Below are 18,077 nucleotides of genomic sequence, written 5' to 3'. Positions count from 1 at the left end.
TGAGGTGGACCACAACTAAAAATTAAGCGCCAACAGCAAACTTTAACAGCGGTGAGTCCCGTCTTTTTAAAGCTTCCAGGTACATAGATTCATTGTAAGGTGTTCGGGTTTTCCAACACCTGAATGCGATCCTTATCCATTTGAAAGCCAGTGATCTGATAATCACATTATGTGGCTTACCTTTGCTTTTTTGTTGTTCATAATAAGCTTTTGCCCAAAATGAAAAGCGTACAGATAACCCTGCCCATTCCACAAATGTCTGCCTTAAAAATTTTGGGCAACTATACCGCCAATGTACCCACTTTTGTTTACCACTGCGCTCAATAACAGGGGCAATGCCTGCATATTTTTGAAGTGCCGATGCATCAGTATATCGGTCACGTTTTGTGCCAAATGCAGCAAGTAAGCGAGGGGCTAATTGAGGCCCAGCTCCAGGGAAACTATCAAAAATAACCCTATCCTTTTGCTTTTTATAACGTTGCTTTATTTCACTGTCCAGCTGTTCAATCCCTTTAATCAGTACTTTGAGTTGGGGTATTAAAATCTCAATCAAGATCTTATTAGGTTCAATAACTCCCAGATCATCGGTTAGCGTAGTCGCCTTTTTTATTAACGAAATTCTAGTTGCATTTACTTCCGGGTATCGGGAATTATGTTGATTGAAGAAAGTCTGTAAGGACTGTTTTTTAGCTTTCTTTGCCTGCATCAATGATGGCCATTTCTTGATAAAGTCACAAAAAATAATCGTGTCTTTTTCAGAAAACCACTCAAGTACCTGTGGATAATAGTTTTTTAGTGTTGCTGTAATTTTATTTGTTAAATCGACACGGTCTTGCACTATCTTTCGACGATACTCCACAAGTTGTGACAATGCTCTGATTTCTGCTGATTCTGGCTGAATTACCGTTAATTTATCCATGTGAAGCGCCAAGATTTCAGCCTGTAAATAAGCATCTGAAGGGTCGTCTTTGGCTCCACTAGGTGTAAATGCTTGCCGATATTTGGCGACGCTAGAAGGGTTGAGAGGAAATATCGTAAGATGAGAATACTTGCTCAAAGCATTAATGAGTGGTCCTTTTTGAAGTTCACAAGCGATGGCAACTTGCTTGTTTGGATAACGTATTTTTAGGTTCATAGCCCAATTATCAATGGATTCTGGCTTACTCGAAACAACGGAATGAAGGTACTTTTTAGAACCGGTAGGGTTCTCGCAGATATCATGTTTTTGATCTGCCCAATCAATTCCAATTAAAGCAGCGAAATCATCGACAGTAGGGGCTTTCATTTCTAACCTCCTCGGCGTAAAGTAACTACTGGAATATGCTGAAAACTCGTTTCTCGCAGGTCTTATAGATAGTCGGTGCAACGAAAATCCCTGAGTATGCGTTTTGAAACAAGTCACTTCTGTTGGCTCGAACGTCTTGTTATGAACATAGTCTGTTCGCGCCTCACTATTCGTAGCCAACAGAAGCATGTTCCACCCATTTAAGGAAAAGGTAAATCTATAAATAAATGAAACGGTCAAACTATAAGATGCCTCAAAAACTTAATATTCCTGCGGCGGCTGCGCTTGCCACAGCGCCAGTTGTTCATTGCCTTGTTTTTTCATAAAAACGGCAATGGTGCTGTGATAATTGCTTGATTTTCTTTGCCCCAGTTTAAACCGCCCTCCGCCTGAACAAATATCCAGCCGAAACACACAAATGGCATTTAACATCTGCTGCAGCTGTTTGGAAAATTGCGGCGCCAAAATCTCTGCCACCGGCCAGCGGGGATCAAAAAAACGGCTCATTTCAATCACCTGGTGAAGCTTATCTTCCGCATCCGTAAGCATCACCGGTTTGCAGACAAGCTCTAAACTGGCGTAATTCCAGGTCGGTACTTTTTGCTCCTGGTGCCAGCGGGGAGAAATATATTGGTGGCCGCCGTCAAAAAGCGCCAATACCTGGCTTTGTGAGGTGATAGCCGCCATCGCCGGATTATTTCTTGCCAGGTGGCCATAAAGGCATTGCTGCTGCTCATCCAGCAGCAGAGGCAGCTGAGCGGTCACCGGCAGCGCTCCCGCCTGCGAGGGCACGATCAAACGGGCAAAGGGGTTATTTTTGATCAGGGTTAGCTGATGGGGTTTTAGCAAGCTATCCCTGTCCGCCAGGTTATCATTCAAGACCGTTTTATTCATCATAGCTTTTCGCCATTTTTTCTTGCAAAGCCGCTTTACATGCCAGCCATTCCGATTCAATTACACTGAACATGGCGCTGTTTCGGTAAGAGCCGTCGGATAAAATCCGGTTGTTGCGCAATATGCCTTCGAATTTGGCGCCGATCCTGGCAATGGCGGTGCGGGACTGGTGATTTTTTTCATGGGTTCTCAGCTCGACCCGGATCGCTCCCAGCTGCTCAAAGGCATGGCGCAGCAATAAATATTTCGCCTGGGTATTCACATAAGAGCGCTGAAACTTAGGGTTAATAAAGGTAAAGCCTATTTCCACATTGCGGTCTTCCCGGCGGATAGAACAATAACGGGTAGAGCCGATAATCAGCCCGCTACGGTTATCAATGATCACAAAAGGCACATGATTCCCTAAACTTTGTTGCTGCAGCGAATGCTCTATCCAACTGCGGGCGGTATCCGGCGACAGACACTGGTTGGGCAGCACCCATTGCCACAATACCGGATCTTTACCCGCCTGATAAAAACCTTCTACATCTGCTAACGATAATGGCCTCAGGGTAACGTCTTTGCCCTGTAAACACACAGGGACGGGTTCAAAAGATAAAGGGGCTAAACTTGCTTGGGCTGATGTCATTTTTACTTCCTGCTTGTTCTAAAGTGGTTTAATCTTGCCCCGGCAGCTGGTATAAAATAAATAACCAGTTTGATAATTCTTGCTATACCAGAAGATAAATAATGAAAGACTTAATGCTCACCCTGGATCCGGCAATTAAACCCGGTTTTTTACGTATTGCCGCCGCCATCCGTGACGCCATCACCTCAGATCAAATACGGGCCAATGAAAGCCTGCCGTCGGCAAGAAAACTGGCTGAGCGGCTAAACACCAATCGCCACACCATCATGGCCGCGTATCAGGAGTTGATTGCCCAAGGCTGGGTAAGCTCCAGGCAAAGGCAAGGTTATCGGGTAGCGGCAGATTTACCGGTTCAGGGCAGCCGAAAAGTTGCCGGCGCCGGAGTTATAACAGACAAGACTTTTAACTGGCACATCAACCCCATCCCGCAAGTCCCCATGGGCAGCATGAAAGCACTGGACTTTCACTATAACTTTGCCGGCGGCTTACCCGACATCGAAAGCTTTCCCTTTCAAGAATTTAAATCCTATATGGCTGACAGCCTGGCCCGGCCCGATATATTCGGCCTGGGTTACGGCAATAACAACGGCGACGGCCTCTTTATCGAACAGGTTACTACCTACCTCAGACGAGTACGCGGCATTACAGACAAAGATATTATCGCCGTCAACGGCTCCCAGGAAGCCCTGTACCTGATCTCCCGGTTATTGCTTAAACCCGGTGACAAGGTTGCGGTTGAATCCCTGGGTTACCGTCCCGCCTGGAACGCCTTTAAAACCGCCGGAGCAGAGCTGCTTGCCATCAGGCAACACAAGAGCGGCATAGATATAGAACAGCTGGAGTCTCTGTTTAAACAGCACCAGGTGCGATTGATCTACCTGACCCCCCTGCACCAGTACCCGACTACGGTAACCTTGCCCATCACCGAGCGCCAGGCCATTTACCGCCTGGCGGCACAATATAATGTCGCCATCATAGAAGATGATTATGATCATGAATACCATTACCAGAGCCAGCCGTTAACCCCGATGGCGGCGGACGATCCTCTAGGTTTAGTGCTCTATTTGTCGACTTTTTCCAAAATCATGTTTCCCGGCGCCCGCATCGGGTTTATTGCCGTTGATAAATCCCTGGCGGCAGACTTTTTAAACTACCGCAGTATCGTCAACCACAAACCCAATGTGCTGATGCAATCAGCCATTGGCCGCTGGATGAAAGACGGCGCCTTTGAACGTCACCTCAGGCGCACCGGCAAAAAATATCAACAAAGACGGGATAACCTGGTGCAGCAATTAAACCGCTACCGCCAACAAGGCATAGCGCTGGATTTTCACCAACCGGCAGGAGGCATGGCCCTGTGGCTGGATATCGGGCAAGGGGCCGGAGAAATAGAAGCCTACGCCAAAGCCCGTGACGTGTTCCTGCTTGGGGAAAGCCACTTTCATTTATTGCCGGAAAATGATGAAAACCGCTATATCCGCCTCGGTTTTGCCGCCATGGATGAAGAAAAACTCAATCAGGGACTGAAAAGGGTCTTTGGTTATTTTAGCTGACGGCGAAATTCAGGGCTTACCCGGACTATTTCCGGGCACGCAAGGCCAACAGCCCACTTTACCTCAATTGGTCTATAATTAAACACTGAGGTATACATATGTCGATAGCAAATCCTTTAACCGCAGGCATTGAAACTCAACGTGTTGCGGTTGCCAGTCCCACACAAGTAAAAGCAACAGAAACACCGGAGACAAGTTTCGGTGTGTTTGCCGAAGATGTGCTGGAAATATCCAGTTTAGGCCGGGAAAAGTTACAAAAAGAAAATCAACTCGATGCCGCCAACCGGCAAATTGAACAAATTGCCAAAGAGTTTATCCGGGTCAGTTCCAGCCTGGGTAAAAGTGAAGTTGCCAATAACCTCAACCATGAACAGGCCACCACCCTATACAAGGCCATCGCCGCCTTATTATGATGTTAATCAAAGAATCTTATCCGCTTTCGCGATAAACTAGTGTAAGCTCCCCCCATGCCAGATGATGTAACAGGTTGTAGTTGTGAAATTTATCCCTCATGGCAAGCTAAGCGCCAGCATAGAAGATGATATCTTTATTATTGACGGCACGGGCCCCTGGAATAAAGAAGCCCTTGAGCAGGCTACCCGGGACTTTTCCGCCTTTCACCAAGAATTATACGGTAAAAAATGGGGAGTCTTGGTGCTGACCCACGGCGATCCCATTCATACGCCCGATGCCAGTCACTTCCTGATAGACGCCATCAAAACCGATAAAAAACACGGCCGGATAAGCACCGCCTTAGTGATCAAAGACTGTGACGATATTAAGTTCGCCAAAATACATATCAGGGATATTTACCATAAAGCCGGAGAAAACCTGCAATTCTTCAAGAGCGAACAAAGTGCAAAACATTGGCTGCAGGCGCAATTAAGCGCAGCCAATAAGCTTGTTATTCAGGGTTAAAGTACAGCAAGCCGCTAGCCGAGTTCAGGATCATAAACTACACTCAGATCCTACTGGCTTTTGGGAGCAAGACTTTGAAAAAATGGATTTTCCCCTTTCAACTCGCCATATTTTTTAGCTTACTCACGGCTTGCGAACAAACCGCACAACCCGGCGAGCAAAAACCGCTGCTTCCTCCCGGTATCAGCTTTATCGAAGCCGTCGGGGCGCAAGCAGGAAAAACCCTTATCCCCTATCAAAAGTATAAGCTGGACAATGGCTTAACCCTGCTCCTGCACCAGGACAATTCAGATCCCCTGGTCCATGTCGATGTTACCTATCATGTCGGCTCTGCCAGGGAAGAGCCGGGAAAATCGGGGTTTGCCCACTTTTTTGAACACATGATGTTCCAGGGCTCGGAGCATGTCGGTGACGAACAACATTTTAAAATCGTCACCGAAGCCGGCGGCACCATGAACGGCACCACGAATTCAGATCGCACCAACTATTTTCAGACCATTCCTGCCAACCAGCTGGAAAAAATATTATGGCTCGAAGCCGACCGCATGGGCTTTTTACTTAATGCCGTCACCCGGGAGAAATTTGAAGTGCAAAGGGAAACGGTTAAAAACGAGCGGGGACAAAGAATTGATAACCGCCCCTATGGCCGCTTATATGAAAGGGTTTCCCAGGCCCTGTATCCGCCGGAACACCCCTATTCCTGGCCGGTCATTGGTTATATGGAAGATCTCAACCGAGTTAATGTTAATGATCTCAAAGCTTTTTTCCTGCGCTGGTACGGACCCAACAATGCCACCTTAACCATAGGGGGAGATATCAACCCCGAACAAACCCTGGCACTGGTTGCCAAATACTTTGCCGCTATCCCGAGCGGCCCAGAAGTCAAAATGCCGGAAAAGCCCCAAATCACCCTGGACGGAGACAGGTATATTTCGATGCAGGATAATGTCCATTTGCCGCTGTTATATATGACCTACCCTACGGTATATGTTCGCCATGAAGATGAAGCCCCGCTGGATTTACTGTCCACTATCCTCGGCGGCGGTAAAACCTCGCTGCTTTATAAAAACCTGGTAAAAAACCAGTTGGCGGTACAGGCCTCCGTCAACCACCCCTGCAGCGAACTCGCCTGTACCTTTAATTTACTGGCGTTGCCGCATCCGGCTTCGGGCAAATCACTGGCAGATATTGAAAAAATCATCCGTGACACCCTGCTTGAATTCGAACAACGCGGGGTAGAAGATGACGACCTGATCAAGGCCAAGGCACAAATGGAAGCCGGTTTCATTTTCGGTCTACAAAGCGTTGCCGGCAAGGTCAGCCAGCTCGCCGCCAACCAGACCTTTACCGGCGATGCCAACTATATTACCCGGGATATCGCCCGCTATGCCGGGGTCGGCAAAGCCGATGTCCTGCGTGTTTACCGCCGGTATATCAAAGACAAACACGCGGTGATCATGAGCATAGTGCCCCAGGGAAAGCCGGAGGCGATAGCCGCTGCCGATAATTTTTTCCCGGTTAAAAGAAACTTTGCCCCCGCCTCCGATACCTCTGCCGCAGATTTGCAGCTAAGGCAGGTATCGGACAGCTTAGATCGCAGCAAGATCCCCGTCAGTGGTGCCAACAAAGCCGTGCCTCTGCCAAAAATGTGGCAACAAAGTCTGGCAAACGGCATTAACATGCTCGGCAGCCAAAGTTTAGAAACACCAACCACGAGTTTGTTGCTGAAAATTCCTGCCGGCCATTATTTTGAGCGTAAAGAAAAAGCGGGCACGGCGGCAATATTGGCGCGTATGTTAAATGAATCGACATTAAAGCGCAGCGCGGAAGACATGAGCAAAGCGCTGCAAAAATTAGGCAGTTCAGTAGCCATTTCGGCGGGCAATCACTACTTGCGGATCAATATTAATACCTTAACGAAAAACCTCGACGCCACCCTGGCCCTGGTGGATGAAAAAATCAGGCAACCGGCGTTTAAGGCAAGTGACTTTAACCGGGTAAAAAATAATGCCATAGAGCAAGTGATCAACAATAAAAAAGATCCCGGCTATCTGGCCAGCACGGCATACCGGCAATTATTATACGGGGATAATATTGCTGCCATCGGCAGCAGCGGCAATGAGGCAAGCCTGGGTTCGCTGGCATTGCAAGATATTAAAACCTTTTACCAGGAGCACCTTAAACCTTTTAATGCTCAGCTGATCATTGTTTCCGATCGGTCAAAAGCTCAACTGATGGCTTCCCTGCAATACTTGGAAAACTGGCAGGGAAAAGGAGCAGAACTGGCATTAAGCTTACCCCTCCCGGAAACAAAAACCGGCGTTATCTACCTGGTACATAAAGACAATGCCCCGCAATCGGCAATCCGCATCGGCAAACGCGCCCTGAAACTGGATATCACCGGGGAATATTATCAATCTACCCTGATGAACTTTCCGCTGGGAGGCGCCTTTAACAGCCGCATTAATTTAAACCTGAGGGAAGATAAGGGATATACCTATGGTGCCCGCTCCGGATTTCGCGGCGATAAATTATCCGGCAGCTTTACCGCAAGCGCCCAGGTACGGGGAGATGTTACCGACAAATCCATTATTGAACTGGTCAGAGAAATTCAAACCTATGCCAGGCAGGGCATCACAGCAGATGAACTGGCCTTTATGCGCAATGCCATTAATCAAAAAGATGCCCTGAAATATGAAACGCCCAGAGCCAAGCTGGCGTTTCTGGCACAAATCCTCGAACATGATCTCTCCCCGGACTTTGTCAGGCAAAGGGAAAAAATCGTCAGTGCCATCACCGCAGACGATATTAATGCCCTGGCAAAAAAACACCTCAAGCTCAAGGAGATGGTTATGGTTGTCGTGGGAAATTCCCATAAGCTTAAACCTGAACTGGAAGCCCTGGGTTATCAGGTGATCCCTTATGAAATATAAGCGGTTCCCTGACGTCCATGTCACCGCAGAATTGCTTACAGGAGATAAGTACTTAATTTGTGCCCGGAGCAAACAAATTGACCGTTCTTCCTCGGTTCTGGCTTCCTGCTTCTCTCTATCTCCTGAATCCTTTCAGTCGTGAACATCACTGCTCCTTGACGTCCATGTCACCGCAGAATACCGTTCTTCCTGAACATAACTGCTCCTTGACTTCCCTGACATCGCAGAATACCGCTCTTCCTGAACATAACTGCTCCTTGACGTCCATGTCACCGCAGAATACCGTTCTTCCTGAACATAAAGCGCAATTTTGTACAAACTTTTCACCGACACTTAAGGTACACTGAAATTCCAGTTTGTCAGGCGGTAGAGCAATGCAGGAAAAAATCAAAGAACAGACCCGCTTCAGTTATCACCCTGAGCTTGGCGGCCTTGAAGTGGTGGATGCCCATTATTACCGAAAGAATTTTTCCCGCCACAGCCATGAAGGTTACACCATCAATGTGATCGATCAGGGAGTACAGAAATTTTATTATTCCGGTTGCGAGCACTTTGCCCCCGAACACAGCATCATTTTTGTCAACGCCGATGAAATCCATAACGGCCAGTCGGCCACAGACACCGGCTGGTCCTATCACGGCATGTCCCCGCTGGAATCCCAGTTCAGCAAACTCGCTGCCGACCTGGGCTTAGGCCATAACTTTGCCCCCTATTTTCCCCATGCCGTCGTCAATGATCCCACCTTGCCGGCCAGATGCGGCAAATGTTTAGCCTGCTGGCCAGCTCGGATAACAACCTGCTCAGGGAAACCTTAGTATACGGGGTAATGAGCCAGTTAATGATCAAACATGGCAAACGCCGGATAGATGTCAGGGACTATCGCCAGGATCATGCGGGTCTGGACCGGGTGAAGATCTTTATCCATGATCACCTGAGTGAGAATATCAGCCTGGAAACTTTGGCGTTACTCGCCGGCAACAGCCCCTTCTACCTGGTCAGGCAATTCCAGAAAAAGTTTGGCCTGCCGCCCCATGCCTACCAGATCCAGCAGAGGCTGAAAAAAGGCAAAGCCCTGCTGCGCCAGGGCATGAAAGTCGCCGCGGTTGCCAGCGAAGTCGGTTTTCACGATCAGAGTCATTTTCACCGGCATTTTAAAAAAGCCATGGGGTTTACCCCGGGTTATTATGCCCGCGAAGTCTCTTCCGGGAAGTAAGCTTCAAAAAAGAGTACAATTTTGTACAAGGCGGCAGCCGCTGCCAATGCCATAATAATTCCCTTAATGAAGTAGTTGGTTAGAGATTAATGTCACTTACAAAAAAACAAGCCGCCATAGTCATGGCAAAAAAAGGCTGCCTGGATATGCTGCCCCTGAACCTGGCGGTACTGCCCTGGGGCATTTTATGCGGCTCCCTGGCAATACAAAGAGATTTCTCGGTGCTGGAAGCGTTATTGATGCCAATGCTGGTGTTCGCCGGCGCTGCCCAGTTAGTCGCCACCGAGCTGATTGCCAATAATACCCCTTTGGCGACAATTTTATTCACTACCTTCATTATCAGCTCCCGCCATTTCCTTTATGGCCTGGCATTAAGGGACAAACTCAAACATCAACCGCTGCGCTGGCGCCTGGGGTTGGGTTTTTTATTAACGGATGAGTTATTTGCCTTTTCCGGCGAGCGTAAGTCACTGCGGGGAAAATTAAGGTTAATCTATGCCTTATTTACCGGCGGCAGCTTTTACCTTTCCTGGGTATTGTGGAATATTATCGGTATTATCGCCGGCAGTTATTTACCGGACCTGACCACCTTAGGCTTAGACTTTGCCATCGCTGCTACCTTTATCGCCCTGGTGATCCCCAACATTATCAATATTCCGATAGCCGTCACTGTGGTAGTCGCGGCTATCTTATCGGTCCTGTTTCATTTGCTGCACTGGCAGCTGGATCTGGTGCTGGCTTCCGTCCTGGCCATGTACGCCGGTTATTTCACTTCCAGGAAAATAGAAAAAAACAAAAGCAGACAAATTAACAGGGAGAATAACCTATGACTTTATTGACTATCCTATTGCTGGCCGGCATCACCTTCCTGACCCGTTACCTGTTTCTGCACCCTTCACTGCCGGTCAAGTTAGGCCCGAAAATGGAGCACTTTTTAAGTTTCAGCGCACCGGCTGTACTCACCGCTATCTGGGTGCCCATCATCTTTGTCCGGGACGGGCAGCTGAATATTTCGGCGCAAAATCCCTACCTGATCTCGGCAAGCATTGCCGTGCTGCTGGCATTAAAATTTAAAAATGTCTACCTGACCCTGGGGGTGAGCTTAACCGTCTTTACCCTGCTCAAGATCTATCTTTGATCACCGTTAGCGGTGCCGAAAAATCCGGCACCGCATTTGAACCTTGAACGAAAGCCGCTAATCAGAATAGAAACGGGTTTCTTTTAACAAATGGATCTCGGCATTATTTTCCGCCTGGATCACAAACTGCAAATTAGTGACCTTATGCTTGATATGCTCCCTTGCCACCGTCAGCGTCACAGGTACACTTAACATTTCACCCGCCGCCACTGTTATCGGCTTAGTAACACTGCTTTTAACCTCATCAACCCCAAGCACAGCCAGTTGATAACGCTGCGCATGCTGTGATTTATTGATCAGCTTGAGCTGATAACTGTTTTCCACCTCATCCAGGTAGTTGGTGCGGTACAGGACATTACGATCCCGCAGCACAGACACTTCCACCGGCACCCTGGCATACATGGTAATGCCCATCAAAACCACGAAAAATATCGACAAGCCGCCGTAACCTAAGATTTTCGGACGCAATAGCGGGGCTTTCTTCCCAGCCAGGGCATTTTCACTGGTATAGGAAATCAGCCCTTTGGCATAACCGAATTTATCCATGGTTTGATCACAGGCATCGATACAGGCACCGCAGTTAATGCACTCATATTGCAGGCCGTTGCGGATATCTATCCCGGCGGGACACACTTCCACACATAAGTTACAGTCAACACAATCACCCAGGCCCAGCTGGCGGGGGTCTTCCTTACGTCTGCGGGCACCACGGTTTTCACCACGTTTTTTATCATAAGCCACCAGCAAGGTATCCTGATCAAACATCGCTGACTGGAACCTGGAATAAGGACAAAAATAAATACACATTTTCTCCCTGACCCAGCCGGCATTGCCATAGGTACATAAAGTAAAAAAGCTCACCCAAAATGTCACCAGACCGGACCATTCCAGTTCAAGCAGGCCGTTATACAAGCTTATAGCCGGCACAAAATAAGTAATAAAAGTCGTAGCGGTCAGAAAAGCCAGCATTAACCAGATACCGTGCTTAAGCAGTTTTTTCCCCACCTTGCCTGCACTCAGAGGGCTTTTATCCAGACGTATTCTTTGATTGCGGGTCCCTTCAATTTTTTCCTCGATCCAGATATAGGTAAAAGACCAAACCGTTTGCGGGCACAGGTAACCGCACCAGATACGCCCGAGCCAGGTAGTAATAAAAAACAGCAAAAAAGCCGCGATCATCAACAGCCAGGCCAGCAAAGTGAAATCTTGCGGAAACAGGGTAATGCTAAAAAAGTGAAACTGCTGCTTGCCGATATCCAGTAAAATAGCCTGCTTGCCCTGGTAAGTTATCCAGGGCAACAAAACAAATAACAGCACAAAAATCAGACCGGTATAACGCCGTATTTTTTGAAACAAGCCTTTTTGCTGGCGGATATAGACGGGCCCCTGGGTTTTATAGGGTTTAATGATGAGATCTTCTTCTTTAAAATCGAACTTCATGGTTTACTGCTTACATCAAACATTTTGCAGCCTAACAGCAATTTCAATGCCAGATAAACAGACAAAGCTATCCCATTGATTTAATAACAACAAATATAATAGCGTCCGGTTTAAGCTTGTAAAAAAACCACGATATTTCGCGGATGCGCGATATATCGTGGCCTTGCTTCTGTTTTATCTCTTGTATCTTCGGGATTAAGCGGGACGCATTATCGCCAGTTTTTTCATTTTTGAGCGCAGCGTGCTGTCGGGCACCCCCAATACCTTGGCGGCACCATTATCGCCACCTATCTGCCAGTGACAGGCTTCAAGCACCGCACAAATATGGCGCTTTTCCGCCATGGCCAGCGACTCAAATGCCTCTGCCTGGTTGCCCGGATCCGCAACCAGCTTATGTTTAAAATCGAGTATATCTCCCCGGGTTAAAATCGCTTCCCGCTCCAACAGGTTCTGCAACTCCCGGATATTGCCGGGCCAATGGTACTGAGCCAACATTTTCAAACTGCTGTTGCTGATCGCCTGGATATTTTTCCCCAGCTTGCTGTTCAGCTTGCCGATAATCACCTGGCATAAAGCCGGGATATCTTGCGGGCGCTTTCTTAACGCCGGGATATGTATCGGAAAGACATTTAACCTGTAGTATAAATCGATACGAAAGTCCCCCTGCTCAACCATTTTCAACAGATCCCGGTTGGTGGCGGCAATGATGCGGATATCGACCTTTATGGTCTCATTACCGCCAACCCGTTCAAATTCCTGCTCCTGTAGCACCCTGAGCAGTTTACTTTGTGCCGCCATAGACAATTCGCCGATTTCATCCAGAAACAAGGTGCCTTTGTTGGCCAGTTCAAAACGTCCTTTGCGCCGCTCGCTGGCGCCGGTGAAGGCACCTTTTTCATGGCCGAAAAGCTCAGACTCCAGCAGGCTCGAGGTAAAAGCGGCACAATTAACCCGCACCAGGGGAGATTTATTGCGCAGGCTTAAACTATGGATATTACGCGCCACCAACTCCTTGCCGGTGCCGTTCTCTCCGAGAATGAGTACCGTACTGTCGGTTTTAGCCACCAGCTCCAGTTGCTCCAGCATCTCCTTCAGCGGCGCGCTTTCCCCCACCAGTCCGGCCGCCGACCATTCCTGGTGCAATTCATTTTGCAGGTAAGTATTTTCCGCCTGTAACTGCTCCGTTAACTGCTGCACCTCTTGCAGTGCATTTCTCAAATCGCTCTCGGTTTGTAATTGTTCACTGACATCGCGAAATACGGCAACCGCGCCTATCACTTCATTATTTTTAAAAACCGGGGTCGTGGTATATTCCACCGGGAAGCTTGAGCCGTCTTTGCGCCAGAATACCTCCCCGGTCACATGGCGGCTGACACCGTCTTGTAAAGTACCGTAAATTTTACATTCGGCGGCGGGATAAGGGGTGTTATCGGCATAACTGTGATGATGATACTGGTGGATGTTTTTCCCCAATAATTCCTCGGCGCACCAGCCGGTCATGTTCTCCGCCGCGGGATTGATAAACACGGCATTGCCTTCACGGTCAAAACCATAAATGCCTTCGCCAACGGCATTAAGCAGCAACTGTGAGTCTGCCAGATAATGTTTAATATTGTCTTTCATCATTTTCCCCGCCGGCCCTGCCACATGCAAGTTAAGCACATCAATACAGGCCACGATATTTCGAGGGCTAATTTTAAGCCGTTCCCATTAGCGAATACAAGTACTTAGTACCAGCACTTAACTGGAGGACGAACTCGGGCTATCACTGCCTTTAGGCAAAGTGATCAAAAAACTGCTCCCCTGGCCGGGGGCGCTACGACACTCTATCCTGCCCTTAAGCTGTTGGGTGATCAGGTTATAGACGATATGCATGCCCAAGCCACAGCTGCCGCTTTTTCTTGAGGTGGTAAAGAAAGGATCAAAAATAAGCGCTGCCGTCTCACCAGACATGCCGATGCCATCATCTGTGATCTGCAAGAGAATATTTTCCCCGGCTTCACTGACATTTACTGTGATGTTACCGGCCTGCTCTGTGGAGAACGCATGTTCCAGGGCATTGTCGACGATATTGGTGATAATTTGCACTAACACCCCGGGGATGGAATAAATTTCCAGATCCTTTTTACTGCATTCAAACCGGATGTTATGGTGGCTGTGGCTAATTTTTGGTGATAACGAGCTGATAATTTTATTGATATAGTTTGCCAGGTTAAAACAGCAAAATTCATCGGATGCCTGGTCCGCCGCTACCTGCTTGAAGTTGGCAATCAGGTTGGAGGCCCGTTTCAAATTAGCCAGCAATAAGGTCGCATTTTCTGCCAACAGCTGTTTGCTCAAGGCGAAGTCACTTTTGCTCAGTTTGCCCGCTTCAAGATCATGGTAGACCTGATGAATTCCCTCTTCCATATTCGACGCCGCCGTTACCGCTATGCCTAACGGGGTATTGATTTCATGGGCAACACCGGCAACCAGGCGCCCTAATCCGGCGTGTTTTTCCTGTTCTATTAATTGTTGCTGGGTACTTTTCAGCTGCTCCAGCGATAGCAGTGCTTCTTCAGTTTTTATCGCCAGCTGCTGCGTCCTGAGCCGGACCTTATCTTCCAGCGCCTCATTAAGCTGGTACACTTCTTTCTTTGAGCGGGAAAGCTGTTCATTGCTTTCAACAATTTCAGACATGTAGGCGGTGATTTGATGGTAAACATCATCCAGTGCCTTGATAATCGGGGTAAATTCATTGGTTTGTGGGTAATGGATCGGCTTGATCACCACCCCTTCACCATGGCTTTTATGGGTAATAGAGTGCTTGATCAGCGCCAGCACCTTATCAAAAGGTGAGAAAAGAAAACGGATCAGGACGATCATCATGATGATAAATCCCGCCCCTATCGCGGTTCCCGCCAGTAAAGTCACCGTGGTAATGTTGTTAACTTCCTGCTCCATATCCGATACCGGGCTCAAAGAACCAAAGATAAAGCCGTCTTGTGTCCGGTAAAAATAGATATTATATAAGACCTTGTCGATAACCTGGCTTGCCAGGGTGGAGAATTGCCCGCTTTGTTTGTCAGCCAACACCTGCCGGCCCCAGGGAAGTTGCCGCGCACTTTGCATCACCAACCCGGGAGCTTTCGGGTAACTTAAAAACTGCTCCGACTGTACATGAATTAAAAACGGAAACGAATTCACCGATACCCTGACACTTTCCAAAAAACCGGTGAGCTCTTTTAATGACCAGTCGACGGTTGCCAGCCCTATTTCTTTTTGTTCATGGTCATACATCACCGCATCCACAGTCATCATTAAACTATAGCTGCCGGCATCGTCATAATAGGGAGGTGTCCAAAAAATAGGTTTTACACGCTTTTGCTCCCGGCCCCAACCATGCCGGGAGGCCTGGGTATACCAGTCCTGGTGATGATAATCATATTCCGGGGTATTCAGCTCCCAGCTAAACTCAACCTTTAAACGCCCCTGGTAGGCATAGGGACCAAAATAACGGACGGCTTTATCAAAAATATAAGGCTCATACCAGATACCGCCGCCTATGGCTTCGGGAAAATTGCTGAAATTATTCACCAGGATATCTTCCACCCTGGCCTCAATCACCTCCATGGCCAGTTGTTGCTGCTTTTTCAGTAAAAACAGGTTTTCACCGGCAATGGCCAGATCGATAACATTACGTTCCATCAAACGGGTCAGGTTATTGATCTTGGCGATGCTGGCGGCAAAGGTTTGCTCGATTGCCTGGTTATTCAGTTGCAGTAATTCGTTTTTATAGCTGTAGTGGTTAAACAGCTGAATGGTGCTGTAAGCGATAAGCTCAAAGAAGACGACAAATACCAGGATACGGGTTTTAATATTGGATATCGCCATAAAGAGATAAACCTTTATTCCCCTTGCATAAAAGCCAGGTATCCCTACATGAAATATTCCTTATATATTAGTCTATATGCTCCTGTTTATTTTCAATCCCTATATTATGAAGTTCCGGCAGCCATTTGCTGCCGGAAGGCGATAACTGAACGCTTATTTCTTACCAAAAGAATGCACCAGCTGATCCAGCTGCATTGCCAGCTCGGAAATACGCAAGCTGACCTGTGCCATATTATCCGATTCCGCCAGATTCAAATTGGTTTGGTCCTGGATATCGGTAATATTACGGTTAATATCGTTGGAAACCGCCGCCTGCTGTTCGGTTGCCGTGGCCACCTGGATATTGAGATCGCGCATTTGCGTGACATTTTCCACGATATTGACCAGGGTCTGCTGGGATTTTTCCGCCGATTCGGCGCCGGAATGAGATTTCACTTCAGAATTTTTCATCGCGGTCACCGCCTTGGTGGCCTCGCTGCGCAGCTGGTTGATATTTTCCTGAATTTCATTGGTGGAATCACTGGTACGCTGCGCCAGCACCCGAACTTCATCTGCAACCACGGCAAAACCTCGCCCCTGCTCACCGGCCCGGGCCGCCTCTATCGCGGCATTTAACGCCAGCAAGTTGGTTTGCTCGGAGATACTGCGGATCACATCCAGTACCGAGCCGATAGACTCGGTTTTATCGGCCACATCTTTAACCACCAGGGAAGCAGATGACATTTCTTCCGATAGTTCCAGGATACTGCCCCGGGTATCATCCACCACAGTACGGCCATGCTGTATGGTATTATCCAAGGTGTCTGCCGTAGTCGAGGCCTGGGAAGCATTATTGGCTACTTCGCTGATCGCCACCGACATTTGATGGATTGCCGTAGCCAGCTCTGTGGTTTTACCCGACTGCGTCTGGCCGCTGGTCAGGGATTTCTCCGCGGATTCAGAGACCGCCCGGGCTTCCGCCCTCAGGGCCTTACTGGTGGTTGCCAGCTGCTCAACGGTATCGGAAATTTTCTCGACAAAGTTATTAAACCCCTGCTCAAGCCGCTGCAATTCAGGAGATTTTTGAGTATTTAACCGCACCGACAAATCGCCGTCCGCCTGCCCTAAACGGGTAAATTCTTTCGCCAGCAAATCTATCGGCTTGGTCATAGTGCCTGCCAGGAAGAACCCTAAAGCACCAAACCCCGCCAGCGCCAGTAAAATGGTAAGAATCGCGGTATTGGCCGCCGAATCTATTTTGGCAAAAACTTCATTCTTCGGTACCTCGGCCACCACATACCAGTCGGCGCTTTCAATATAGCTGGATGCCAGAATCACATCTTCACCCGCCACTTCCGCTTCAACCAGGGTAAACTCTTTTTTATTGATCAACTTCCGGTTCACGTCACTGCCATAAAGCTTTTTAATATCGGCTTTATCCAGCTTACTGCTGTCTTTATGTATCTTCACTACGCCCTGGCTGTCGGTTAAAAAGACAAAACCGGACTGTTCGATTTTATTACGGTTAAGTAATTCCACCACCTCGGTGACAGGTTTACCTACCCCCGCCAGGCCCCGGCCATTTACCTGCTGAAAGTTAACGAATAGTTTAGTGATACCGTCTTCGGTAAACAAACTTTTAGAACTGGCATTACCCGAGGCGACAAAAGCAAAATACCAGTCATCCACAGGGCTGCTTAACACCCGCAAAAAGCCTTTATCATTCCAATAACGATCGGTTTGTTTATCGGCAAAAGAAGCATTGATCAGCTTATGCTGGTTTTTAATTTTATCTAAATGCCTGACCAGCAAGTCTTCATTTTCTTTTAACTTGCCCTGATCCAGCAATTCATGAATGAAAAGATCATCGCCAATCTGGTTGACCGTCGCCTGCATCAGACTGATTTCCTTATCCACCTGGTTACGGATCCTTTTCAGGATATTGGGTAGCTCTTTATGTTCCATGCTGTCAATCAGCATATCTTTCGCATCTTGATGGCCCATATAGCCGACCAGGCTAGAGGTAAGTAATACCGCAATTAAGATGGTCAGAGAGAATTTCAATTTTATCGATAAATTCGCGAACTGCATCAATAGAGCTCCAGTATAAATTTTTGATATCGCAAGCCGGGGCTATAACTATAATAAACAAGCTGAGATTTATCTCTTATTTATAGCGGGCTTTCGCTGTTAACTAGCTGGTTAACGGACTAGTTAACGAAC

General features: G+C 47.9%; 13 protein-coding genes and 1 pseudogene. 7 read left to right on the top strand and 7 right to left on the bottom strand.

Annotated features, from left to right (window positions below):
* Positions 1-22: 22 nt before the first annotated feature.
* The 3 genes from SG35_RS01360 to SG35_RS01350 form a co-directional block, all read right to left on the bottom strand.
* On the bottom strand, positions 23-1,285 hold the full coding sequence (locus SG35_RS01360) for an IS110 family RNA-guided transposase (RefSeq protein ID WP_044836286.1): 1,263 nt from the start codon (positions 1,283-1,285) through the stop codon (positions 23-25).
* 261 nt (positions 1,286-1,546) lie between these two features.
* The gene (locus SG35_RS01355) at positions 1,547-2,182 is read right to left on the bottom strand and encodes an FMN-binding negative transcriptional regulator (protein ID WP_053043142.1); all 636 of its coding nucleotides are present in this window, start codon (positions 2,180-2,182) and stop codon (positions 1,547-1,549) included.
* Entirely contained in the window at positions 2,172-2,807 is a 636-nt protein-coding gene (locus SG35_RS01350; protein WP_044833685.1) for a GNAT family N-acetyltransferase, read from the bottom strand. Before SG35_RS01350 ends, SG35_RS01355 begins: the two co-directional genes overlap by 11 nt.
* Before the next feature lie 101 nt (positions 2,808-2,908).
* Here SG35_RS01350 and pdxR point away from each other — a divergent pair, with 101 nt between their 5' ends.
* The 7 genes and pseudogenes from pdxR (at position 2,909) to SG35_RS01315 (ending at position 10,562) form a co-directional block, all read left to right on the top strand.
* Positions 2,909-4,360 carry a MocR-like pyridoxine biosynthesis transcription factor PdxR gene (gene pdxR / locus SG35_RS01345; protein ID WP_044833686.1) on the top strand — a complete coding sequence of 484 codons (1,452 nt, stop codon included), beginning with the start codon at positions 2,909-2,911 and terminating at the stop codon, positions 4,358-4,360.
* 98 nt (positions 4,361-4,458) lie between these two features.
* Positions 4,459-4,773: a hypothetical protein gene (locus SG35_RS01340; protein WP_044833687.1), complete on the top strand. Its 315-nt coding sequence runs from the start codon at positions 4,459-4,461 to the stop codon at positions 4,771-4,773.
* Between the two features lie 82 nt (positions 4,774-4,855).
* Positions 4,856-5,278 (top strand): hypothetical protein, encoded by a 423-nt coding sequence (locus SG35_RS01335; RefSeq protein WP_044833688.1) that lies wholly within the window; start codon positions 4,856-4,858, stop codon positions 5,276-5,278.
* A gap of 74 nt (positions 5,279-5,352) precedes the next feature.
* Positions 5,353-8,211, top strand: coding sequence for a M16 family metallopeptidase (locus tag SG35_RS01330; RefSeq protein WP_084692810.1), 2,859 nt, complete (start codon positions 5,353-5,355; stop codon positions 8,209-8,211).
* Positions 8,212-8,585: 374 nt separating this feature from the next.
* Positions 8,586-9,424: pseudogene (locus SG35_RS01325) on the top strand (helix-turn-helix transcriptional regulator).
* A gap of 89 nt (positions 9,425-9,513) precedes the next feature.
* Positions 9,514-10,254 (top strand): AzlC family ABC transporter permease, encoded by a 741-nt coding sequence (locus SG35_RS01320; RefSeq protein ID WP_044833689.1) that lies wholly within the window; start codon positions 9,514-9,516, stop codon positions 10,252-10,254.
* Positions 10,251-10,562 carry an AzlD domain-containing protein gene (locus SG35_RS01315; RefSeq protein ID WP_044833690.1) on the top strand — a complete coding sequence of 104 codons (312 nt, stop codon included), beginning with the start codon at positions 10,251-10,253 and terminating at the stop codon, positions 10,560-10,562. Before SG35_RS01320 ends, SG35_RS01315 begins: the two co-directional genes overlap by 4 nt.
* Before the next feature lie 57 nt (positions 10,563-10,619).
* Here the strand turns inward: SG35_RS01315 and ccoG are convergent, their stop codons facing one another.
* The 4 genes from ccoG to SG35_RS01295 form a co-directional block, all read right to left on the bottom strand.
* Positions 10,620-12,002, bottom strand: coding sequence for a cytochrome c oxidase accessory protein CcoG (ccoG, locus tag SG35_RS01310; RefSeq protein ID WP_044833691.1), 1,383 nt, complete (start codon positions 12,000-12,002; stop codon positions 10,620-10,622).
* Between the two features lie 195 nt (positions 12,003-12,197).
* Positions 12,198-13,625 (bottom strand): sigma-54 interaction domain-containing protein, encoded by a 1,428-nt coding sequence (locus tag SG35_RS01305; protein ID WP_044833747.1) that lies wholly within the window; start codon positions 13,623-13,625, stop codon positions 12,198-12,200.
* A 117-nt stretch (positions 13,626-13,742) separates the two neighbouring features.
* Positions 13,743-15,875, bottom strand: a complete 2,133-nt coding sequence (locus SG35_RS01300; RefSeq protein WP_053043143.1) for a sensor histidine kinase — start codon at positions 15,873-15,875, stop codon at positions 13,743-13,745.
* 153 nt (positions 15,876-16,028) lie between these two features.
* The gene (locus SG35_RS01295) at positions 16,029-17,945 is read right to left on the bottom strand and encodes a methyl-accepting chemotaxis protein (RefSeq protein ID WP_044833692.1); all 1,917 of its coding nucleotides are present in this window, start codon (positions 17,943-17,945) and stop codon (positions 16,029-16,031) included.
* Positions 17,946-18,077 lie beyond the last annotated feature (132 nt).

The organism is Thalassomonas actiniarum (genome assembly GCF_000948975.2).
Lineage (GTDB): Bacteria > Pseudomonadota > Gammaproteobacteria > Enterobacterales > Alteromonadaceae > Thalassomonas > Thalassomonas actiniarum.
The sequence above is the reverse complement of the archived record's forward strand: the minus strand, read 5'-3'. Positions and strand labels throughout refer to the sequence as shown.

Bases quoted from the DNA above. Each gene is read 5' to 3' on its own strand.
- SG35_RS01350 (WP_044833685.1), bottom strand. From the start codon at position 2,807: ATGACATCAGCCCAAGCAAGTTTAGCCCCTTTATCTTTTGAACCCGTC.
- SG35_RS01355 (WP_053043142.1), bottom strand. From the start codon at position 2,182: ATGATGAATAAAACGGTCTTGAATGATAACCTGGCGGACAGGGATAGC.
- SG35_RS01300 (WP_053043143.1), bottom strand. From the start codon at position 15,875: ATGGCGATATCCAATATTAAAACCCGTATCCTGGTATTTGTCGTCTTC.
- SG35_RS01340 (WP_044833687.1), top strand. From the start codon at position 4,459: ATGTCGATAGCAAATCCTTTAACCGCAGGCATTGAAACTCAACGTGTT.
- pdxR (WP_044833686.1), top strand. From the start codon at position 2,909: ATGAAAGACTTAATGCTCACCCTGGATCCGGCAATTAAACCCGGTTTT.
- SG35_RS01320 (WP_044833689.1), top strand. From the start codon at position 9,514: ATGTCACTTACAAAAAAACAAGCCGCCATAGTCATGGCAAAAAAAGGC.
- ccoG (WP_044833691.1), bottom strand. From the start codon at position 12,002: ATGAAGTTCGATTTTAAAGAAGAAGATCTCATCATTAAACCCTATAAA.
- SG35_RS01360 (WP_044836286.1), bottom strand. From the start codon at position 1,285: ATGAAAGCCCCTACTGTCGATGATTTCGCTGCTTTAATTGGAATTGAT.
- SG35_RS01305 (WP_044833747.1), bottom strand. From the start codon at position 13,625: ATGAAAGACAATATTAAACATTATCTGGCAGACTCACAGTTGCTGCTT.
- SG35_RS01315 (WP_044833690.1), top strand. From the start codon at position 10,251: ATGACTTTATTGACTATCCTATTGCTGGCCGGCATCACCTTCCTGACC.
- SG35_RS01295 (WP_044833692.1), bottom strand. From the start codon at position 17,945: ATGCAGTTCGCGAATTTATCGATAAAATTGAAATTCTCTCTGACCATC.